The 24167-nt window shown below is 34.8% G+C and carries 13 protein-coding genes; 1 reads left to right on the plus strand and 12 read right to left on the minus strand.

Annotation, left to right across the window (positions count from 1 at the left end; genetic code table 11):
• Nucleotides 1–6: 6 nt before the first annotated feature.
• From KAOT1_RS06305 to KAOT1_RS06325, 5 genes are all read right to left on the minus strand, one after another.
• Complete coding sequence (locus KAOT1_RS06305) at nucleotides 7–3183, minus strand: glycoside hydrolase family 2 TIM barrel-domain containing protein (RefSeq protein WP_007093910.1); 3177 nt, start codon at nucleotides 3181–3183, stop codon at nucleotides 7–9.
• A 133-nt stretch (nucleotides 3184–3316) separates the two neighbouring features.
• Complete coding sequence (locus tag KAOT1_RS06310) at nucleotides 3317–5173, minus strand: hypothetical protein (protein ID WP_157560065.1); 1857 nt, start codon at nucleotides 5171–5173, stop codon at nucleotides 3317–3319.
• Nucleotides 5174–5202: 29 nt separating this feature from the next.
• Complete coding sequence (locus tag KAOT1_RS06315) at nucleotides 5203–6717, minus strand: RagB/SusD family nutrient uptake outer membrane protein (protein ID WP_040559361.1); 1515 nt, start codon at nucleotides 6715–6717, stop codon at nucleotides 5203–5205.
• 5 nt (nucleotides 6718–6722) lie between these two features.
• The gene (locus tag KAOT1_RS06320; RefSeq protein WP_007093913.1) at nucleotides 6723–9824 is read right to left on the minus strand and encodes a SusC/RagA family TonB-linked outer membrane protein; all 3102 of its coding nucleotides are present in this window, start codon (nucleotides 9822–9824) and stop codon (nucleotides 6723–6725) included.
• Between the two features lie 544 nt (nucleotides 9825–10368).
• Nucleotides 10369–13167, minus strand: a complete 2799-nt coding sequence (locus KAOT1_RS06325; protein ID WP_007093914.1) for a triple tyrosine motif-containing protein — start codon at nucleotides 13165–13167, stop codon at nucleotides 10369–10371.
• A gap of 155 nt (nucleotides 13168–13322) precedes the next feature.
• Here KAOT1_RS06325 and KAOT1_RS06330 point away from each other — a divergent pair, with 155 nt between their 5' ends.
• The gene (locus KAOT1_RS06330; RefSeq protein ID WP_007093915.1) at nucleotides 13323–14564 is read left to right on the plus strand and encodes a mechanosensitive ion channel family protein; all 1242 of its coding nucleotides are present in this window, start codon (nucleotides 13323–13325) and stop codon (nucleotides 14562–14564) included.
• Nucleotides 14565–15212: 648 nt separating this feature from the next.
• On the opposite strand, the gene KAOT1_RS06335 is transcribed toward KAOT1_RS06330, so the two are convergent.
• The 7 genes from KAOT1_RS06335 to KAOT1_RS06370 all read right to left on the minus strand — a co-directional run bounded on the left by KAOT1_RS06335 (nucleotide 15213) and on the right by KAOT1_RS06370 (nucleotide 24147).
• Nucleotides 15213–15761, minus strand: a complete 549-nt coding sequence (locus KAOT1_RS06335; RefSeq protein WP_007093916.1) for an NUDIX hydrolase — start codon at nucleotides 15759–15761, stop codon at nucleotides 15213–15215.
• 314 nt (nucleotides 15762–16075) lie between these two features.
• A complete protein-coding gene (locus KAOT1_RS06340) occupies nucleotides 16076–16753 on the minus strand; it encodes a hypothetical protein (protein WP_007093917.1) in 678 nt (225 codons plus the stop codon).
• A 412-nt stretch (nucleotides 16754–17165) separates the two neighbouring features.
• Nucleotides 17166–17327 (minus strand): hypothetical protein, encoded by a 162-nt coding sequence (locus KAOT1_RS23330; protein ID WP_007093918.1) that lies wholly within the window; start codon nucleotides 17325–17327, stop codon nucleotides 17166–17168.
• A 114-nt stretch (nucleotides 17328–17441) separates the two neighbouring features.
• On the minus strand, nucleotides 17442–19274 hold the full coding sequence (locus KAOT1_RS06350) for a DUF262 domain-containing protein (RefSeq protein ID WP_007093919.1): 1833 nt from the start codon (nucleotides 19272–19274) through the stop codon (nucleotides 17442–17444).
• A gap of 5 nt (nucleotides 19275–19279) precedes the next feature.
• Entirely contained in the window at nucleotides 19280–20716 is a 1437-nt protein-coding gene (locus KAOT1_RS06355) for a DUF262 domain-containing protein (protein WP_007093920.1), read from the minus strand.
• Nucleotides 20717–21013: 297 nt separating this feature from the next.
• Entirely contained in the window at nucleotides 21014–22675 is a 1662-nt protein-coding gene (locus tag KAOT1_RS06365; RefSeq protein WP_007093921.1) for a restriction endonuclease subunit S, read from the minus strand.
• A 41-nt stretch (nucleotides 22676–22716) separates the two neighbouring features.
• On the minus strand, nucleotides 22717–24147 hold the full coding sequence (locus KAOT1_RS06370) for an HsdM family class I SAM-dependent methyltransferase (protein WP_007093922.1): 1431 nt from the start codon (nucleotides 24145–24147) through the stop codon (nucleotides 22717–22719).
• Nucleotides 24148–24167 lie beyond the last annotated feature (20 nt).

Genomic DNA, 24167 nt, shown 5'->3' on the forward strand with positions numbered 1-24167 from the left:
TAGTTTTTATTTGCCGATGTTAATGTGTATGTATGTTCTTATCTCCCATTCTCTACCGTTTGGAAATCCTACTGGACTTACTATTGGTTCGTTCGAAAATTCTGCGGCTTGATTTGGTGAGTAACGCGGTGAGTTTTCGTCCATAGAACGCCATGTTCCTCTGATTCCGATACGTGTACTTGGAAGGATGAACCAATCTGGTTTTCCTAGTGTTGTAGATACATCAAGCATCAATTGTACTGGATATGTTAGGTTGAAATCACGGTGGTAATCAAATGGTCCCCAATCGTTCAATTTTACTTGCGAAGTAATTTTGAAGTTTTTGTATAACATTCTAACGTCTCCACCGAAACGATCAATTGTTCTTTGCGAATCACCATTTGCTTGTCCGTTTCCGTAGTAGAAGTTACCGATGACACCAAGTTCTGGACTTAGTTTTGAAACGATTCTTGTGTGTGCTTCCCATAGGTCTTCAGCTGGAGCAGATTGACTAAATGCAAAGAATGAACGATTTGCTAAGAAACCAATGTGCGCATCTTGCGTTGTAGGCAAACGTCTGTAAACAAATCCTGCACTTACGGCAAGTTTGGCATCTTCTGCTCTGTCATTATCCCATTCATACATCCATGAACCTGGAGTTGGATCGTAGGTTAGTAACATTTCGTATCCGTACATTTCTCTGTTTCCACCGCGTACTGCAAATGGATCGTCAATTACGTTTCTTAGTCTTCCTGGTGCAAATACTCCGTTTGGCATCGGATCAACTAATGGTTTTTGGTATAAGAAGTTTGGTGCAATTTGTAAGTCTCCCACTAAGTATGTAAATCCTGAGAGTACGTTTGTCATGTTTCCACTTCCTGAATCTTTTAGTCTCCATCCTGTGAATGTTCTGGTTTGATCTACTCCTGAATTGGCAACTAATCCCATGTACGAACCTTGTGCGTACCAGTTGAATCGTCCTCCTTGGTACTCAATTTTGGCTTTTGCTCCCCAATTGTCACTTGCTTGAACTTTGTCTGTTACTACAACATCATTAACTTCTTCATACATTTGAAATGTACTTCCGTTTAGTGGGCTACCTGCCCAAATTCCTCCGAGTGTGATACCAAATTTTCCAAATTCTTTTTCTAATACTAGCGTGGCTCTTTCTGTTGGCCATGCTGGAATGATACCACTTCGCACTTGGTTTGCATCTAGTACACGTCTACCACTTTCGTCAAACTCTAAGTCTGTTTCTACATCTCGGTGATAGATTCCTGTTACATCCCATCCTTTAATGTTTCTAGAGTATTTGAAAAGCATTGTAGGATTGGCTCCCCACCATAATTGTGGACCAAAAGCTGCTTTGAAACCTTCTAAGTCTCCTTTTGCATCAAATTCTACTCCTAGTATTTCTCCGTTGTATATGTCTAAGTTTGGACCATAGTTTGCTTCTGGATATAGGTTGAAGAAATCGCCTTCGTATGCCCAGTGATAGTGTCCTGTACGGTAGAATCCTCTTAGATCGAATTTTTTATGATTCCATTCAAATTCTGCTTGATATACACGCAATCTATTGAAGTCGTTGACTTGGATATTTGTTTCGTTTCCGCCATCAACACCAACTACAGTAATTGGTCGTCCAACATTTTCATAGAAAATTTCGTCAATTGGATTTTCTGCAACATTTCCAAGAACGTTTAGTTTTACTTCTGCTCTCATTCCTGGCGCAGGATTTCCTTCTACACCAATGTAATATGATTCCATATGATCGAAACCTAATTGGTTAGGATACACATTGGCATCTGGATCTGGTGTTTCTGGTGTTGTGATTAAGCTTCCACCTGTGTTGAATGTTGTAAATTCTGCTCTTAATTCGCTGATTCGTATTTTTTGACTACTTCCGCCGTTTAATGCTGCTTTATCTCCTCGTGCTTTTAATACAGCATCCATGAGGTTTACATTTTTGAAATAATTTTCAACAAATTCAGCATTTACACCTTGTTCATAAGGATTTAATTGATGTACTTCTTTTAATGCGTAATATGCGGCTCTAGGATATTCTGTAAAAAGTCCTCTAGAATTCGTTGGACCTTTGGCACAGATTCCAAACCATTCTTCGTTCATGTTGTTTTCTCCAGGCTGGTGATCTAAATAGTATCCTCCGTTTGACCAAGAGGCATTTGTGTCATGAACATCTAGATTTTTGGTTTGACCGAATTTCCACCATCCGTCACTAAATTGAAAGGTAAATCCTCCGATTGAGTTTCCTGTTTTCCCTAATCCTGAAGCATTTTCATATATTTCTTTCCAATTTTCAACCATGAAAAATGCTTGCATCTTTTGATCTTCTGAATTTGTTATAGCGTTAAAGGCATCTGAACCAAACTCTGAGAACATGATAGGCATCCCCAATTCTTTTTTGACACGCTCAAAAGCATCTCCAAACGATTTTCCACGATACATATTTGTTGCGTATATATCAACATCTTTGCACTCCTCTGCAATTATTTCTACAAATAGCAAATCACCATTACATATTGCCATTGGATGAGAAGAATCAATTGTCTTCATTTTTACAATTGCATCATTCATTAGCTTATACATTGGTCTTCCTCTATTTTCACCAACTGCTTTTTTTTGATCTTCTTCATCTGGAAAATCTTCTGTTTCTGCACCTGCCCAAAATAGTCCGTAGTTATTTTCGTTTCCTAACATGTACATTAATAATCCAGGAGTATTTTTATACTCCTCAGCCATTTTTGTGACTTCTGCCATTAATATTTCTTGTGTTTTTGGATCTGAATAATCAGTCACTGCCACCCAAGCGCCATCTATGGTAAGTCCATAACGACCGAATGAGTGATTAAGCATGGTATAGATACCGTAATTTTCATATATGTATTGAATCCATTTTGCAGGAACTCCAGTGTATTGTCTTATGGCATTTACATTCATGTTTTTTAGCAAGCTCATTTCTGCATCAAGAGCAGCTTTAATAACGTCATCCGACTGTTTCCAGAGGCTGTATGAATAATTGGTTCCTATGGGAACGTATCCCCAATTCATACCGTTAATCATAAATGGTTTTTCATTTACAATAAGTTTTGATCCTTCTTTATCATTTTCTATATAGATTTTTCCTTGCGCAAAAACCGAAGAAACTATAAAGAAGAATAGTAGTTTTATGAAGTGTTTTTTCATTTTGTAATTTTTAATTGGTCAGTATTTTAAGAGCAATGTGATTACTGGTTGCATCGCGCTTCTGAAATATGTTTTGATAAAAAACAAACCCTCAACGCTTTATTATTAGCGCATTGAGGGTTTTGTTTTAGTATTATTGTCTTACTAATTTAAAAGACCAATATCCTGTAGTACCAAAGGCTATATCTAGTTCTAGTGTGTTACCATCACTTGATAAATTTGCTATGTATGTAATTGAGCTTACTGCATCATTTGGTGAAGCTAATTCGCCATCGTTGTTTACTTTGGCCAATCCTAAGAATGCTCCTGTGCCATTGATAGTAATTGTTCCTGCTCCTTCATCATAGGTGTATGTAGCTGCAGAAGTTCCATCGTGAGGAAAAACTGGGGCTGCACAACCTTCTGGGTCGTTTCCTTGCCATGCTTCTACCCAAGTACTAGCTCCTAAGATGTTTTGGAAAGTTCCATCTGCATTGAATACGTATTCATCATCAAATAGACAGTCTCTAGTGTTTACATCATCAGATGAACTAGACCACCATGATACATCGTCTAAATTTGGACCAACTCCTAATGCTCCTGCTTCTGGTGCTAGTTTCCATGAGCCTTGAATTCCTGTAGGAACTACATCTTTTACAAGTTTGAATGACCAATATCCGATTCCACCAAATTCGATGTCTAATTCTAATGTGTTTCCATCACTTGATAGTTCTGCTAGGTATGTAATTGAACTTGGTGCGTCGCCTGGAGAAGTTAATTCTCCATCATTGTTTACTTTGGCTAATCCTAAGAATGCTCCTGTTCCGTTGAGTGTTAACGTTCCTGCAGTGGCATCGTATGTGTAAGTTGCTGCGGCTGTTCCATCATGTGGAAATACTGGTGTACCACATGCTTCAGGATCTGTTCCTTGCCAAGCTTCTAACCAAGTATCAGCTCCTAATACGTTTTGGAAAGTTCCGTCTGCATTGAATACGTAAGCATCATCAAATAAACAAGCTCTTGTGGTTACGTCTGCTGATGAACTAGACCACCACGACACATCGTTTAATGCTGGTCCTACTCCTAATGCTCCAGATTCTGGTGCTAGTCTCCATGTACCTTCTAATACAGATGGTGTTGGTGGTGCTTCTTTTACTAATTTGAATGACCAAAAACCTGTTGTACCGAAAGCAATGTCCAATTCTAAAGTATTTTCATCTACAAGAGTTGCGATGTAGGTAATTGAACTTGGTGCATCACCTGGTGCCGTTAATTCTCCATCATTATTCACTTTTGCTAATCCTAAGAAAGCTCCTGTTCCGTTGATTGTTATTGTTCCTGCCGCGGCATTGTAGTCATATGTTGCAGATGCCGTACCGTCATGTGGAAATACTGGTGTTCCACATGCTTCAGGATCTGTTCCTTGCCAAGCTTCTAACCAAGTATCTGCTCCTAATACGTTTTGGAAACTTCCATCTGCATTAAATATGTATTCATCATCAAATAAACAAGCTCTTGTTGCTACGTCGTCTACTGAGTTTGACCACCACGATACATCATCTTGCGCAGGACCTACACCTAACGCTCCTGCTTCTGGCGCAAGTCTCCATGTTCCTACTAATGGATTGTCACTTGGTTCTGGCGCATCTGGAATGACAACAACAGTGTAATCTTTCGTAATTGTAACATCGTCTCTACCTGGTAAGGAAGCAGTTACCGTAATTGTATACGTAGCTGTTTCTTCTGGGTATGTGTATATGACCATTGGTCCGCTAGTTTGCATTACATCATCATTGGCATCTGGGTTTCCAAAGTCTACTGTGTAAAGTATTCTACCATCTGGTGGAGTTGTAGAAGGTAATACTCCTACTTGATTTCCTTGAGGGTTTAATTTCGCAGTTACAAAGTTTAAGCCTGCAATGATGTTTAGGTCATCATCTTTTTCACATGAAACTGTAATACCAAGTACAAATACCAACAGTATTAACAATCCGCCTTTAAATATTTTCATTTCTTTACTTTTAGTGTTTAACATTTTTTTTAGTATCCTGGGTTTTGTCCCCAACGTTCCATAGCATTTGCTAGTTGTAATTCGATAAGTGGAATTGGGAAAACTTCATTTTTATTTACTTGAAAACCATCAATAGTATTGGCAGCTTTATTTGTTCTAACTAGATCGAAGAAACGATGTCCTTCTCCTGCTAGTTCTTTTCTTCTTTCGTTGTAGATTGCTTCTAGTAAGTCGCCTTCGCTTCCAGTGTAATCGTGACTGTTGTCTCCGTACGCTCTAGCTCTTACTGCATTTAGATAGTTTTCTGCATTTGCACCTCCGCTTTGCGCTTCAGCCTCAGCTGCCATTAGTAATACATCTGCATAGCGAATTGAGCGGTAGTTTTGCGGATAGTTTAATGGATCTGATGAAAGGTTTCTATCTCCTTTTCTTGGCATATATTTTCTGTTAAAGAGTCCTGTGTCGTCTCTACCTTGCGAGTATGTGTCTTGTGCATCTCTTAAGTCATAGAAAGTAACGTTTCTTCTCATATCATTGTCATCAAATAAGTCGTATAAGTCTTGTGAAGGCAAGCAGAATCCCCAACCAGCGTCAAATTCTGGATTGTCATATGGTGATCTTGGTCCGCAGAATTTTGGGAAGTATGTTCCTTGACTACACGTGATACATGACCAACTTGCACCTTCTACACCTGTGTATTGAATTTCAAATACAGATTCAGAACCGTTTTCTCCCGCTCCTTCAAATAATACAGAATAGTCTGCACCAGTTGTTAAGCTGTATTGATTTCCAGAGATTACTTGATTTAATACGATGGCTGCATCTGAAAATTTTGATGCATCGTATGTTCCGTGGTATAGATATACTTTACCAAGTAATGCTTGTGCTGCGCCTTTGGTTGCTCTGTATGGCAAATCGTGAGTAACTGGTAAATTTGCAATTGCTTCTTTTAGGTCTTCTTCAATGATTTGATATGCAGTAGCGATGTCTGCCACTCTTGTCATTCCAAATTCATCTTCTGCAATTACGCGTTCGTTTACTATTCTTAAAACACCTCCACGATCTTCAGTTTTTAGAGGAATATTTCCGAAGTGCTTTACTAATTCAAATGTAAAATATGCTCTTAAAAAATACGCTTCTGCTATGAGTTGTTCTCGTCCTGGAAAGTCGGTTTTGTCTTTGAATTCTAAGACATAGTTTGCTCTGTTTAATCCTGCATACATTAAACCCCAAATATCTCTTAATTGATTTTCATCGGAAGGTGTTTGTATCATTAAGTTGATGTTTTGTAGTGTAGGTTGGTCATAGTTAAATGGATCTCCTCCAGCCGCATAGTCATCAGAAGCAATGATTCCTACCAACACATTCCAAAATGTTGCTTGTAGCAAGTCATATGCTCCAATTAATGCATTTTCATAATCTTCTTGCGAGTTGAAATAGTTGTCTGCATTTGATCCTGCAGGCTCAACTTCTACAAAGTCATCACTACATCCCATAAATTGGATGCATGTAATGGTTAATACTATTAATACTATTCTTTTCATGACAATTAAAAGTTTAAATTAATTCCTAATAAATATGATGATGCAACTGGGTAAAAGCCTTTATCGATAGCTCCTCCAAGAGGTGCACCCGTATTTGCTGAAGGATCATAACCTAAGTAATCTGTTATTGTGAGTAAGTTGTTTCCTGATACGTATACTCTTAGTTTGTCAATTCCTAAACTAGAGATAAAGTTGTCACCAAATGTGTAACCAACTTGCACATTTTGTAATCGTAAGAACGAAGCATCTTCCACAAAGAAATCTGAGAATATATCTGTATTTATAGAAGCTCCTGAGCTTGCTCTTGGTACAAAGTTGCTTGTACCAGAACCTTGCCAGCGTTCTAACATGTAAACGCCTCTGTTTGCATATAAGTCTTTACGCTCATAATCTCTTACCATTTCGTTTCCTAGCGATGCAAAGGCATTGGCACTGAAATCTATGTTTTTGTACGAAAACCCAATATTAAGTCCCATAGTTACATTTGGGATTGGATCTCCAAGATTTGTTCTGTCTTCTGGCGTTATTTCTCCATCGCCATTGATATCAACAAATTTTAAGTCTCCAGGAACAATGTCTCCTACCGTGCTGTATGTACCTGATGGAGCCGTTGCATTTAGTGCGTCTATTTCCGCTTGTGTTTGGTATAGACCATCTGTTTGATATCCGTAGTAGTGTCCTAATGGTAATCCTGGAACCATACGCGTTACGTCTGTAATTCCTAATCCTACTCCGAACTCACCACCTACAGGTGGAATTCTACCATTTAAAGATACAACTTCATTTGCAATTGTTGTAAGATTAAAGCTTACATTAAATTTAAAATCATCTGAAAAACTATCATTGTATCCGATTACAAATTCAAAACCTTGATTTCTTACTGTTCCTGCATTTACGATTGGAGATGCAGATCCTGGCGCTGTTGTTCCCAATACTGCTGAAGCTTGCGGACGTATGAGTAAGTCTTTTGTTTCTTTTCGATAAATATCGGCAGAAAAGTTTAGTTTGTTATCAAATAATCGTACGTCCATACCAAGGTTTGCTGTTTCTTGTTCTTCCCATTTTAGATTTGGATTTCCAAGTTCTCCTGGCGCACTACCAAATACTAAACCACTGATTTGATTGATGTTTCCTGGATCAATGGTAGCCTGACCATTCAATCGCGTTATAAAGGCAAAGCTTGGAATTCTGTCGTTTCCGATGATTCCATAACTCGCTCTTAGTTTTAAATTGTTCAACCAAGATACTTCTTGTAGAAATGATTCTTCAGAGACATTCCATCCTAAAGAACCCGATGGAAAGTACCCAACATTGTTATCATCTACAGGAGAAAATTGAGACGATACATCTCTACGCAATACTAATGATAGCAAGTATTTTTCTTTGTAGCTGTATTGTAATCTTGAGAATAGTGACGATAAACGCACGTCAAACCATTCTGCTCCATTTTCTATTGCCGCTGCATTGAAGCGTGGTTCTGCAGTCATTCCTACATCGGTAACAGATTGACCTGGTTGATTGGTTCCTGTTTCCGTCATTCCCGTGAAACCGTAGAAAAATCCTTTGTTTCTGTATAGTGATGTTCCTAAAAGCACTGTAAGGTCGTGCGCGTCATTGAACGTGTTGTTGTATGAAATGTAGTTATCCCAAGTAAAATCATCATAATCTGCTCCAAAATCAACTACAAAGTTTGTGATGTTATCATCTGTAATGTCTCCAAAGTTGGCAGCTTTTCCGTTACCATAAAATACTTCTGGTCTGAAAACATCGTCACGCACATTGGCATGATTTATTTGAAATTTTGAACTTGCTTTGAAGTTCTTTAAAAAGGTATAATCTAATCCAACTACAGCACTAAATTTTGAGACTCTACTTGTATTGAATGTATTTTCTATTTGTGCTAGTGGGTTGATGATTTCAATTTGTGAAATATCGTTTGCTAGTGAAAAAGCACCATTTTCATCTCTTACCGCTAGTGTTGGGTTGATGTTTACTGCGTTGTATAGTACTGCACCAATTCCGCCCTCTTGTAGGTTTTGCTTTTCTGAAATGGTGTGCAAACCGTTTGCCGTTAGTTTTAAGTTTTCTAGTATGTCGTATTGGAAGTTGATTCTTGCGGTTAATCGTTCGAAGTTGTTTTTGCTTCCACCTACAATACCATCTTGATTGAGATATGAAATACCAAATCCGTAAGCCGCTTTTTCAGTACCGCCATTTCCACTAAAGTTGATGCTACTGATTGCTGCATTTTCAAATACTTCATCTTGCCAATCTGTTCCTTCTGGAGGAAATACGAAAAACTCAGTTGCATCTGCTGCATCGTTTACATAACGTGCAAAATCTGGTGCAGTGAGTAAGTCTATTTTTTTGCTCGTGGTTTGAAATCCTGTGTAGGAATCAAATTGAAATTTTAATTCGGTGTTTTTTCTACCTGATTTTGTTGTAATAAGTATGACACCATTTGCAGCTTGTACACCATATATACCAGCCGTAGCATCTTTTAGTACGTTGATCGATTTGATATCGTTTGGATTTAATACTGATAAATCTGTGATTCGGTTTCCGTCTACTAATATTAAAGGAGCATTGTCTCCATTGGTTGTAATACCACGAATTCGAATGTTAGATCCGCTACCTGGCGAACCAGAGTTAGAAGTTACATTTACACCTGCAACTTGTCCTTGTAATGCTTGTTCTACTCGTACTGGATTGAGTTTTTCAATAGATTCAGCATCCAAAATACTTACGGCTCCAGTAACTTCCTTCTTTTTTTGCGTACCATAACCAATTACGATTACCGATTCTAACGATTCTGAATCTTCTGACATTGTAATGGTTAATTCTTTGCTTGAGGTTACTACGACTTCTTGTGTTGCGTATCCAAGTGATGTAAATACAAGCCTACTTCCTGTTGGTACATTTTTTAAAGTAAACAGACCATCGAAGTCTGTCGCAGTTCCTTGACTGGAATTTTTAATGAGTACATTAACTCCTGGAAGTGGCATGTTAGATCCTTCTTCCAATACTTTTCCTCTTATCTCTAAATTTTGTCCATAACTCCAAACGGAAGAAAGGATGAGAGAAAGCATGATTAAATAGCGGTTCATATTATTGGTTTTTTTTAAGCAGCAACAATGTATTTATAAATTGTTAACGAATCCCTAAAAAATACCTATACAAAAAACATACATCTCAAAAAAACATAGGAAATATTATGAATTTCTCAATAAAAACCTAACAATGGTGTAGGATTGAAGTGATTGTAAGTAATTTAAAAAAGCGAGTGATGTAGTGAGTTATTGGGCACTATAACGTTATTGTTGTGGTAATGTTGTAGTGTTTTTGTGTGATGCTGTACCGCTTTTAGGTACTTTTTTTATACTTATTTATCATATTCTAACTTTTAGTGTTAAAAAATTGATAAAAAATGTAGTCTTTAAAATTACTAATTGCTCAACTATATTTGCGTAGTAGTTTGCAAATTTATAAAACCATGCATACCTCAAATTATATGCTTGGTTAAATAATCATTAACCTTCATAGAAACTTTTTATACTAGCTTGGCAATTCTTCAAAAAAATTAAAAAGATATTTATAGAAGATCTAGTATTATTCTGTTTTTGAGACTTGTTTTTTAGAGAAAAATTCAGCTTACAGATTTAAGAAATAATCATTTAGGTTGATTTCTCTTGCCAAACTAATTTTTTTACGCAGACGATAGCGTTTTATTTCTACACTTCGTACCGAGATGTTTAGCAATGGAGCAATTTCTTTAGAAGAAAGATTTAAACGCAAGTATGCACATAATCGTAAATCGTTTGCCGTAAGTTGCGGATGCAATTCTTTTACTTTTTTAAAGAAATCTTTGTCTGCATGATTAAAGGCTTCTTCAAAGAATTTCCAATCTTCGGCGTTGTTGATGTTTTTATCTATCAATCGTATTACAGGTTTTACACCTTGCGCATCGGTTTTTTGTTTTTGCAGTTCTTGTTTGATACTGTTTAGCGTTTCATTCTTTTTTATCATGTTCATGGTAGCAATTGCCAATTCACGATTTTTAGCTTCAATATCTGTGTTTAGTTGTTTGTTTTTTAGCTGAATGATTTCTTTTTGTGCCTCTAATTCTTTTAAAGCCAATTCACGCGTTTTCTTTTCTAGTAAGCGTTCTCGTTGTTTTTTGTAATAACTTTTGTAAAAACTGTTGAGTCCTGTAAAGAGTAAAATAGTCAATATTATATAGATGAATATTGCCAAATTTGACAGATACCAAGGTCTGTTGATGGTAAATGTGTAACTCGCTGTATTTGATGTAATTTGATTGTTGATGCGCGCTCTTACTTTGAATGTATACGTTCCGTGAGATAAATTTTCGAAGCTTGCTTTTGCACGTGTGCTCCACTCACTCCATTCGTCATATATGCCTTCTAGTTTATAGGAGTATTCTGCAACTTCGTATTTATTGTATGCTGGAATACTGTATTTGAATTCGAGAAAATTTTCTTTTGCGTCAAATTCGCCTTCATTTGTCAAAGCAATTTCCTGAACTCCTCCTAAAAGTGTATGATTGGCAATATGATTGATACTGATTTCATATTCTTTGTTGTGTATTTCAGACAAATTGATAATAATATATCCATCTGAAGTTCCTAAAAGATAGTTTTTCCCTGAAAGATGCGCAATGTTTTCATATCCTTTCATTTCCTTACGCAAAGATTGCGGAATGGCAATGCGTTGTATTTTGAAGTTTCCGTCTAACTTTTCTTTGGTAACATAGTTAACGTAATTTTTGGTAAATGCCCATAAATAGCCGACTTTATCTACAACCAATCTTCCAGAAGTATATTCATCTTTATTAAAAATACTACTGAGAATGGTATCTTTCTGAAAACTTTCTGTGGCAACATCATACCCGTAAATACCATTTTTATTCGCTTGATAGATAGTTTCGTCAAATTGAATAAGACTCGTATTGGCACTTTTTTGTATGGTTTCGTTCTTTTTATATTGAACAACTTCTTGGTAGTTTTCATCCAGCGTAAGTTCATATACACCTTTATATTCGTGGTTTACCAAGATTTTTGTAGGTGTTGCCCATTCAAAGTGTTTTGATGAAATGTTGAATCCTTTTAATTTGTACGCCATGCGCCATACATTGTTTTCTTTTGTCAACACGTACAATCCGTCATAATTTCCTTGAAGCAACATGTTTTCTTTTCCTGGAATTTCTTTAATATCCCAAGTTCCTGCAATATTAGCAATGCGTTGTTGTGTACCTTCTTTGATGAGAAATGTTCCTGAATCATGTCCGCAAAACAATTCATCATTCATAATGCGTAAACTCCATACTTGTCCTTTAGTACCTTCGATGAAAGTAAAGTTGTCATTATGATTAGCTTTGTAAAATAATCCTTGATTGGTTCCTAAATACGTGTAACCGTTGTGCGTTACAGAAGCGTAAATGGTTCCTAAACGTCCGCGCTGATCTGCATAGTATTTGAAAGGTTCTTTTATGTTGATGCAATTAATTCCGTTGTCCAAGCCAATCCACACATTGCCATCATTGTCTTCAAAAAGCGAAAGCGCGGTATTGTCGCCCAAACCATTTACTTTGTTAATTTGATATTGTAATTCGCCTTCAGCCGAAATATGATAAATTCCATTAGCAATGGTTCCTAATACAAAACTTCCATCACTGAGTTGAATACTCGTGTATATACTTTTTTCACTGTATTCTTTTTGATACGGTTGTTGTATGCCTGTCAATCCGTTTTTATCAAACAAAAACCAACCATTGTCTCTAGTTACCATAAGTTTCTGATTGCCTTTTGGGAATATCCCTGCTATTCTACTGTTGCGAAGAATTGCATTGTCGCTCAACAACTTTTTTTCTCCATCTTCAATCGTATACAAACCTTCTTCGAGAACTTGAAATAGCAATTCACCTTGAATTTTAAAGAGTTTGGTAATGGTGCGTGAAGCTTTGATGATGTTCACGGTATTTTGTTCCGTGTGATAAATGTAGATTCTATCTAAAGACTGAAAAAGCACCCATTTGTCCAACTGAATGATTTCCCAAAATTGCTCGTCTTCTTTCATATCGATCTTCAACAGATCGGTTAATGATGTATATACTAAAGTTCCTGTTTCACTACGTTCCCAATAGCCAAAGTTCATGTAACAACCAGTATATACACGATTTCCAATTACTTTTACCGAACGCATAATGGTCTCATTTGGCGACTTGTAGAGTTTCCAATGTGCGCCATCATATTCAAGCAATCCTTTATTATTTGCCACATAAATATACGCTTCATCCGACTGCGTAATCATCCAATTTTGATTGTCGGCATTGTAAATTTTGGGCGTATAATTAATGATAGGTGGCAATTCTTGTGCAAAAGAAAAGCTAGAAAGGAATATTAATAAAAGTACATGTATAAGGGTTCGCAATTACTATTTCGGTTTTGTTGTAATGTAAAAATAAGGCTATTTTTTGACTTTATTCCAAATTGTGTGAAACGAAAATGTATCTAATGTTAGGAAAGTAGTAGATTTTTCGATGATTTGACTTGGAAACTTTACCTTTGCCTGAAAATTTATAGTTAATGGATGTACAAGAATTATTTTGTTTGGTAAATGATTTTTTGATTGCAAAAGAATACGATCCTACAACCGCAATGTATCTTAATTTGATTGTGAATTGTATTGCTGTAGGAATTATTGCTTTTGTGATTGATTATGTTATTAGACGTGTTTTGATTGCGTTAGCCTATCGAATTGCCCCAAAAACGAAGAATAATTTTGATGATTTTCTGATTAAGAACAAACTGCCGCAAAATGTAGCACACTTGATTCCTGTGTTTTTTATAGAACAAATATCGCCTTTTTTGTTTGTAGATTTCCCTGATTTTCAACGTGGTTTTTTGACTGCTATAGATATTTTCTTGGTAATTTTAGTGATACGTGTAATTCGTAGTATTTTAAATTCACTTCGCGATTTTCTGAAGACTTTAAACGCTTTTAAAGACAAACCTATAGATAGTTATATTCAGGTCTTTATGATTTTTGTGTGGACTGTGGGTATTATTCTAAGTTTTTCTATCCTTACGGGAAAATCTATTGTTGCCTTTGTAACCACTTTGGGAGCATTATCTGCCGTTATTCTACTGATTTTCAGAGATACAATTCTCGGTTTTGTAGCAAGTATTCAGGTAGCTGTAAATGATATGGTTCGTATTGGCGATTGGATTACGATGGAGAATTATGGTGCCGATGGCGATGTGATTGAGATTAATTTGGCTACCGTAAAAGTTCAGAATTTTGATAAAACCATCACAACAATTCCAACATACGCGTTGATTTCTGATTCTTTTAAAAATTGGCGTGGAATGAACGATTCTGGCGGAAGACGAATTAAACGTTCTATTATTATTAAAACAACAAGCATTCATTACCTCAGCGATGAAGAAATTGAAAGTTTGAAAAAGATACAATTGATTTCAGATTATTTGGTGCAACGTCAAGAAGATATTGAGAAATATAATGGAAAACGCGCTGTAGATAAGTCTTTGTTGATTAATGGACGAAATATGACTAATATTGGTGTGTTTCGGAAGTATGTAGAATCGTATCTAGAAACGCATCCAGCAATTAATAAAGAGATGACGATTATGAGTCGTCAGTTAGCACAAACTCCGCAGGGAATTCCGTTAGAAATTTATGCGTTTAGTCAGGATAAAGTCTGGAAAAACTACGAATACATTATGGGCGATATATTTGACCATTTGTTAGCGGCTGTTCCGTTTTTTTATTTGGAAGTATATGAGTTGGAAGTTGGTGGATCGTAGGCTTCGACTCCGCTCAGCCTACTCGACTCCGTTCAGCCTACTTTTGCTTTTGCTTTCGCTTTCGCTTTGCTCAATTGAAACATTCAAAAATTTAATGATTCAAAGTCGTTTCTGATAGCATTATTTGATTTTATATAAAAATGCTAAATGCTGAGTTTAAAATTTTAAATGTGTTTTTAAGAAAAATTTGAGTGTTGTTTGAAACTAATTGATACATTTCCAAATTTTCAAATTGCCACATTAATTAGACTCGCTTTGCTCATCAAAATTGAAAGATTTAAAAATTCAATAATTCAAGGTTGTTTCTAACACTATTTATAAATAAATCAATTCCTTTGAGGTCTTCAACTAAAAGTTTGATTAAAAAATTCTGAGATTGCTATCGCTCTTAATAAGATTTTTTTTTTTGTTAGAATTTACAATTACTCTTAGAACTTGACTAATACCTAATACCCAAAAGCTAATGCCTAATTTTTTAGCTTCGCTCATCACAATTGAAAGATTTAAAAATTCAATAATTCAAGGTTGTTTCTAACTCTATTTACAAATAAACCAATTCCTTTGAGGTCTTCAATTAAAAAGGTTGACTATAGAAACTTCTCAATACTAAATACTCAATACTCAATACTCAATTCTAATATCTCCATACTACTCAAATAAATCATTTAGTTTTTCAAATACTTCTTTCGCGTAGGCTTTGTTAAACGGAACGTATTTTTTAGCGAGTTCCGTATCTGCTAACTCTGCTTCTATTTGTGCTAGCGGAAGTAAAGTGACGTCTGCCACCTCTTCTTCTTGGAGTGTTACTTGCAAAGGTTCGTCTGGAATTTCGCAGGCAAAGATGGTAATGAATTCCCGATCGTGGTAATCTTCTGCGTGTTGATAATCGATTCGGAAATGTCCTATTTGTAGTAGTTTTTCTGATTGAACTGTGATTCCAAGTTCTTCTTGCGCTTCACGGACGGCGGTTTGCAAAGCATCTTCTCCACTACTGATATGTCCTGCCACAGAAACGTCCCAACAGTTTGGAAAGTTCGGTTTGATCGCCGCACGCAATTGCAAAACTACTTTTCCTGTTTTGGTATACAACCACAAATGTGTAGACGCATGAAAATGTCCGTATCGATGCACTTCTCGTTTTGGAAGGATTTCGCCTGTAGGTTTTCCTTGTTCGTCTAGGATATCTATGAGTTCCATTGGTTTGTTGTTAGTTGTCAGTTGTTTTATAGTCTAAACTCGTACATTTATAGACTGCTGAACTTTTTGTTTTTTGTTTGCATTGAGCTTTTAGAAGTTTGGATTTATTTTACTCATAACTCCTTTTAGTTCTTTAATAGAACTTTCTTCTTCTAAAGCTATTGTTTTTTGTCACGAATTCACAAATTATTTTGTGTTTACTCTTGTGTGTTTTTCACGAATTTTTGAGTGAGTTTACAGAGTTATTGGATGTTTTTTGATCTAATTTAAAATTTAGCATTTAACATTCAAAATACAAATACAAAATTAAGCAATTATACATTCTGACATTGTGGAACTATTGTCTTTAATGTTTGATTGATAATGGGTGATACAGCACTAGAAATTGCTTCCCGTACTTGTCCTTTAAAAATTGCCATAGTCATTTCTTCTAAAGGCACTGTAAATTCACTAAAAGCTCCTAATCCACCAACATGTACATTGACATTTCCATAGTTGATTACTGGCGGACTAAGCATTATAGCCTCTAAACACACCTTTTCTCCATCAATACTAGCAGTAAATGAACCTGTTGATTGCGCTTTTACCGCAGTTACATTCGCTGAACCGTTAATTCCCGTTGAGCGGTGCAAATATTCACACCTAGCTTGGAACTCACCACCAATATGAGCAGAAAGATTACTTGTTAATGAAGCTGTCATGGCAACAGTACCTACGAGCTCATTTGGATTGGCTCCTTGATGTGCTGCTGTAATTTGCAACTGATCTATGTGAAAAGAACTCAAACCTACCATGTTAATGATATTAAAATTAGTCTCAACTCTGGCATGACAAATTCCCAAATTGATATTACCAGGCGAGTTTACTCTATGCGCAATTTGTCCCCAAGGATCTAGATGATTACTCTTTATGGTTCCTTGAATTTCCGAATTAATTTTCGGTAACATATTTTTAATGATACTGTTTAAAACATCTTGGTTTGAATTGCTCATGTTTTATTTTTTGAAATGGTTAGTGTATCAAATGTAGCCAAATGTTTTTTATATGAAAAGCGTAGAATTACGTAATTTAAAAGTTGTGTATTGTCAGTTGGTCGCTTTGCTCTGTTGTCGGTTGCGTTGTTAACTCCCTGATTACATCAAAGTATAAACTCATATACTTATAAACGTCATTGTTTGTCAATTTGTTCACTTCACTATTTGTCTTTTTGTCAATTTGTTTGTTTGGTACGTCATTACGAGGAACGCTAGTGACGTGGTAATCTGCTGCTTCAAAGTTCAAAACTTATACTACGATAAACGGACTACCACGTCGTAAACTCCTCGTAGTGACGATTCAAAGAATTCAGTATTCGTTATTCGTTATTCGTTATTCGTTATTCAAAAATACTTTTACATTCTGAATTTATAATTCATCATTTTTAATTTGATTCGCTTTTTGTACAATCGCTTTTCGTCGTGCTTTTGTGGCTTCTTTGTCTGCGCGCTGTTTGTTGAGTTTGCGTTGTAGCAGTTTGGCGTGTTTGGCTTTGTTTTTGGTATTTTTTTGTCCTTTTGGTTTTGGCATTGAGTTAAAGTATAAATTATATCGAATCTATTTTAAATTGACTCTTAAGTTTTTTAACAAAAGAAGCACTAAATACTAAATTATAGCTTTCCTTCTTTCTAACAGATTATGTTTTTAAAGAGTTAATATTTCTTCTTTCCTATTTAGCAATTCCAAAATATCATAATAGTGATTTAGAATCTGTTCTCTTTCCCACTTGTGTTCTTTGTTCGTTTTATTATACATGACCAGTTGTTTAGCTGGTAAATTACTCCTGTAAAACTTCCCTTTTATATCTGCTTTTCCTTTGGGAGACTCATCATTCATTTTAGAATTTCCACTTTTACTCACTAAACATAAATTCCCTAAACAATCCAATACATCTTCGTTTTCATAATTTGAATGAGATTGTGGTAAATGATGTTCCACAGAATTTCGATACTTAAACTCAAAGTGAAATTTTTCTTTGTTCTCTGTCCAATATAAGTAATCTATAAAATTAAACAAGAAATGTGGAGTTCTCGTACCTTCACTATAAGGTAGTTTTTTTATTAGTTTATCATAATTTCTGTTTTCATTAAATAGTTGAATTACTAAACTATTTAATTTGTTTAAATAATCTTTAGGCTTAATTTCTAAATCATCAGCATCATCAAACCAACTTAAAATTTCTTGTAAATAATTTTTATATTTCTTTGTTCTAAAGGTAACTTGCAACATTGAAAGACACTTAATTATAGGTTCTTGTAAGTCATCAAAACTGTTTATGTATTGCAGTCTTCTGTATTTTTTTTTATTTTTTTTATAATAATACATTTTTGGTTTTTGCAAAATCCATTTCGTATTATCTTCAGATTTTTCGTCTTCAATAACCTTTACTATAAAACGATCAAAAACAACTCTGTAATACAACAGAAAATCAATAAACGTTAGTGGATCTATTTCATCTTCTAAATCTTCAAACCATTTTAATAACTCATCGCCATTTAAAGGAACATCTTTTTCTTTATCTAAAAAATAAAGCTTTAAAACATGCATTAAAAAGTTAGGGAAATCAATGATTGCTTCAAAATCTTCATTTTTATCAAATTTTAAATTGTCTTCTTCTTCCAAGATAGATGTACCAGAAAGAATAGCACTAATACTAATTGAGCCATCATCCTCTTTATTTTCTAATTCTTCTTCATCTGTTTCAAAATCATAACCATTGTAATTTTTCCCAAAAAAACAGGTTCTATCTTTTTTAAATAAACGCTGTATAGGTGTATTCATTTGTGAACAAGCATCCCATATTTTAGCAAATTGAACAGAGCTCCTTTTTTTGCCCTGTATCTTATCTAAAAGCCTTGCCTTTACTATTTCGTGTTCTTCTAGTTGTTCTCCTCTATTATTCATCACTTCAAAGTAATGAGCAACATCAATATCGGAAGGAATTTCAACTTTTACCAATTGCACTTGATTGAAAAAATAGTCTTTAAAACCTTTTATAGCATCTTTTGTTAAGTAATCATTAAAGCGAAGTATTTCTGTAGGATCTTTTGCTTTTAAGTCTACGTTTTCAATATATTCAATGGCCTCATTAAAATGTGATACCAAATGATTTGTGGTCGTCGTTGCGACTGCTCCTCTTTGGTAATATGTACTTAAAAAACTTTCTACTTCTGGTCTAGAATCGTATTGTAGCTTAGAGGTTTTAAGTGTTACATCTAATTTTTTTGCTATTAGTGAAAGTGTCGTTAACCGTTGTTGCCCATCTATTACTTCAAAGTCTCCATTTTTTCTTTTTAAAACAACTAATGTTCCTATAAAGTAAAAGCTTTCTGGATTTTTAGAGTAGTTCTCATAAATGTCTCTGAGCAATTGGTGTATTTCATTATCTGTCCAAGCATAGTTTCTTTGATATAAAGGCACTATGTAGTTGGACTGAAATATTTCGCGAATACTTTTATTTAAATCTTTTACCTCCATGACTGTTAAGATTTTAATTTTGAATAATCGATATCAACCTTAAATTCATCAAAAAAAGAAATTATAATATCTTCTACTTTTACACAAACAATGTCTTTTTTTGCTAGTTCTGTTATGGGTCTTAATTCAAAATAGTTTTTACTTTGTGCTATGATTGAAAAAATTGCTGTATCTGAAGGATATTTTGCCACAGCAGCATATTTTACTTGCTGTTTTTCTAAGCGCAAGCGATATACAACAGCGTATAGTTCTTTATAGTATTTATGTACACCTTTTTCACCGTATTTATCAAAAAGTAAGATAATTAGTGATTTATAAAGCTCTCTTAAATATTGGTCGCCTGTTCTATAACTATTTTTATAAAAACATTGTTTCTGATAAAAATTTTTAAATTCTTTTAAAAAATAAGGAGTTGCTTTATGAATGAAAAGTTGCTTGTAAATCTCTACATAAGATTCTATATAGTCAAAAAAAGACTTCCCATTGATTATGGGTTGATTGATAGAAACAAAATCGTTCACATTAGAAAGATGCTTTTGGTTAAAACGAGATTTTATGCCCTTTACTTGCACTTGTAATCCATTAAAATAGTTTAAAGCAACTGCATGTAGTAAATTGCTGTTGTGAAATGGATATTCCATTTCTTCCTTCACTTTAATGGTGTGTCCTTTAAATTCTGCTATTTCATTTTTACTAAAACCAAAAGCTGCTTGCTTTTTGCTCCAGATTCTAGTTCTATACAATTGCTCATTAAACAACTGTTTTAAAACATCTTGTGGTTTGTGTTTCGTATTTAATGGATCGATTACAAATCGCGTCGCATTTTCCCAACGTCGATCACTTTCCATTTTATCTTCATTCGTAGCTTGCTCATCTTCCATAGCTCTAATATGATAGGCTTTTAAAAGATTATAAGCTTCTAAGCTTTTACCACGACTGTTTTGCGAATCAAACATTTGAAAAGATTCTGATAGTTTGCTAACTCGTACTTCTACAAACTCACAAAACTTATTGATGTAGTTTAAAAAGTCTGCTTTTTCTTGTGCAATATTTTCTGCTAACCAATACACAATAAAATCATTATTTTTGAGAATGCATTTTTCAGAATCACTATGGTTAAATTTTAAATTTTCTGATAAAGTAATTGCCTGCTCAGATGCTAACTGACGTAAAATTAGTATTAATGTAGTAATGCGTTGTTGTCCATCAATAATTTGAAAACCACTTTCTGGCTTTTTTTTATCTTCATACAGAATAACACTCCCAATTCTATAAGCACTTTTTACTTGTTTCCAACTCCCATAAATATCTTCTAATAGTTGCAGTACATTTTTTTCTGTCCAACGATAAGGGCGTTGAAAACCTGGTATTTGTAGGTTTTGACTCAATACATCAGTAACCTTCTTTATTTCTGCCTGTATTGTTTTTTCTTGTTTACTCAAACCTCAACTGTTTTTTTTTGAATGGTATATTGTTTTTTGAAACAGATTACATTGGATGAATAATAACTCGGCTATTATTAATTGCACTTAATGAAACTGACATCGTAGAAAGACAATTTGTAATAGCTTCTAATAATTCCTCTAAATTTTTAAATTTATCTGACACTAATAAGAAACAAACAAGACACTCGTTAGGACTGTTCCTGTTTAATAAGTTTAACCGAGTTTCATTAGCTAGGTTGCATTTTGCTAATTGGTCACGTACTTTTATTAATAATTCATCCATAATTATAGCTCTTAACTTGTTTCAAAAACCTCCCGCAAACAACTCTGCATCAACTGCGTACTATATGCTTGGCTTTGTTGTACTTCTTCTTCGAGTTTATCACATAACTCCATCAATGCATTTACTTTTGCTACGATGGCTTTTTGTTCTTCTAGTGGTGGAAGTGGAAATGCATATAACTTAACCTTATTTGCAGATAAATTTGGTTGTGCTGAACCGTTATCAAAACGTAATAGTTGTCTCTTCCCTTCAGGACTAATTAAAAACCGATAAATAAAACCAGAGGAATCTTGTATATAAGCCCTTATTATCATTAATGATGAAGCAATCGCGCCTTTCTTAAATGGTGAAACATAAGCTGTTTTACCAAATGTTGCACCACGTAGACAATACACTAAATCTCCATCCTGAATTTTACCCCCTCGTAGAATGTCGAATTTATCTTCAGTTATATAGTTCATCTTTGATTCCGACAATGTTCCGTCTGGATTTATATGCCCTGTATTTATCCATGCAACTCCTTCATCTACGTATTCAGATTTATTTGGATAGTTCTTACCTCTATCACCATTAATGAAGGTTGCTAAATCTCCAAAATTTACCCAAACCCAACCTTCAGGCACTTCATACGGAATTTCATCTTTGGTAATTGGTGGTAAGACTTTTTCCTTTTTTATTTTTTTGGCTGCAATGAGTTGTGCTTTTTCTTCTTGAATTTGTTTAAGGAGTTGGCTGGCATCTTCTGTATCTGGATTATTTACTCGCCAATTTGCTGTGAGCTTTCCTTGTACGGCTAATTGTAAAACGGTTTCTCGTAACTTTTTAATGTTGGTGGTTTCATTAAAGAAACTTTTAAAATGTTCTTGTAAAAACTTCCATTCTTGGTTGGCGTTTTTGGTAGTGAGTTGATGTAATGCTGAGGTTACAAAATCTTCTTTTAAACCAATACGTTTTACCGTTAATTGCTCTAATTGCTCTACTTCTTTAAACAGGGTTTCTACTACTCTTACGATTTCTTTTTGTTCTTCTAGTGGTGGTAGACAAAATGCTTTTAATTTTAATAAACTGTAATGACGTGCATAACCTTTATTAGATAAATCAAAAAAAGAAATATGTAAATAAAAAAACTGTGAATCAATACCATCATATGGGTTAAGTATTTTAGTCCCATCTGCCCCAATGATGAAATCAAAATCAATAAATTTAACTTGTCTTGTATGGTCTCCAAATACAACGACTGGTTTGGCTAATTTTAATAATTTACTTTCATCATCACTATAACCATCTATTTTATTTTTGCCTTGTGAAACAATTGGATATTTACCTCTCTCATTATAATTTTTGGATTTGATTTGATTTGATTTCCCACCAATTGTATAATAAAACTCAGTTATGTTTTTTGAAATCCAAGTTTCAGGAATTTTAAAACTTACTTCTTCTTTTAAAAATTCCTTTTTAGCAATTTCTTTCCTAGCAATTTTTGACTTAACTAAATCCTCTTTGTTTTTAATTATTTTTTCTAATAATTCTGAAGCAGGTTCAATATCAGGATTTTCTGCTCTCCAATTCGCAGTCAATTTTCCTTGTATTGCCAATTGTAAAATCAACCCTTTTAGTTCTTGAGCATTTTTAGGACGAATGGTTAGTTCTTTAAAATGTTGTAGTAGTTTCATAGTTAATAGATTCCTGCCTCCGCAGGAATGAAAAGGCGGTTTTACTTTAGAGCTTCAGTTAATACATTGATAATTTCGTCTTGTATGCTAGAAATTTTAGTTTCCGTAGTTCTGAATTTTTCTAATAGTATTTCTGGGCTTTCTAAAGTATCGGCTTCTTGATGTGGGTTTTTGATATCTAGGTTGTAATTGCGTTTTTTAATCTCGTCTATAGAAACTTTCCAAGCAAATTTATTTTCTACACGTTGGTGCCACCATTTTTTTTCTACCTCAAATTCTTTAATGTTAATTGGTTTGGTTTTGTTATAGCTTTTGGCACCTTTTGGGTATTGATGTTCGTAATACCAAACTTCTTTGGTGGGTGTGCCTTTTTCAAAAAACAACAAGTTGGTTTTTATACCTGTGTAAGGGTTAAATACGCCATTGGGTAAACGTACAATGGTATGCAGGTTGCATTTGTGTAACAATTCTTCTTTTAGGCGTGTTTTCATGCCTTCGCCAAATAATGTACCATCTGGCAATACAATGGCACAACGTCCTTTGTCTTTTAAAAGCTTAATGATTAAGGCTAAGAATAAATCGGCAGTTTCTTTGGTTCTAAATTTTTTAGGGAAATTGGTTTCGGTACCATCTTCTTCAACTCCTCCAAAAGGTGGATTAGACAAAATAATATCAAGTTTGTCTTTGGCGCCCCAATCTGCATAAGGTTTGCTTAGTAAATTGTCTCTGCGTACTACTGGCAAATCAAAACCGTGCAACATTAAGTTGGTCGTACATAATAAGTGTGGCAATGGTTTTTTCTCAATACCACGTATCGATTTTTGTAATACGTCTCTATCTTTTGGTGTTTTTACTTGATTACGGACTGCATCAATTGTACAGGTTAAGAATCCACCTGTACCACATGCAGGATCTAGTACGCTTTCTCCTAGTTGCGGATTTACCATATCTACCATAAACTGTGTTACCGCTCTTGGTGTGTAATATTCCCCAGAAGAACCTGCCGATTGCAGGTCTTTTAGTATGGTTTCGTAGATATCGTTGAATAGATGACGTTCTGTAGTACTGTTAAAATCAATTTCATTAATCACATTGATAACCTGACGAAACAGTGTTCCGTTTTTCATGTAGTTATAGGTATCTTCAAAAACCGAACGTATAATTTTTGCTTGTGGACTTATGGTAATATCCAACTCTTTTAAGGTAGGGAACAACTCGTTTTCTATAAACTCCATTAAGGGATCGCCTGTGAGTCCTTCATCGTCTGCTGCCCAGTTTTGCCATTTTAGGTGTTCTGGTATTGGCGACTCGTAATTGTCTATGGTGATTTCCCATTCTTCTTCTTTATCGGCAAATATTTTCATAAAAAGCATCCACACCATTTGCGAAATGCGTTGTGCGTCACCATCGACTCCTGTGTCTTTACGCATGATATCGCGTATGCCTTTTATGTTGGTTGTAATGTTACTCATGTATGGTTATTCTCTTTATT

Source organism: Kordia algicida OT-1, assembly GCF_000154725.1.
GTDB classification, from domain to species: domain Bacteria; phylum Bacteroidota; class Bacteroidia; order Flavobacteriales; family Flavobacteriaceae; genus Kordia; species Kordia algicida.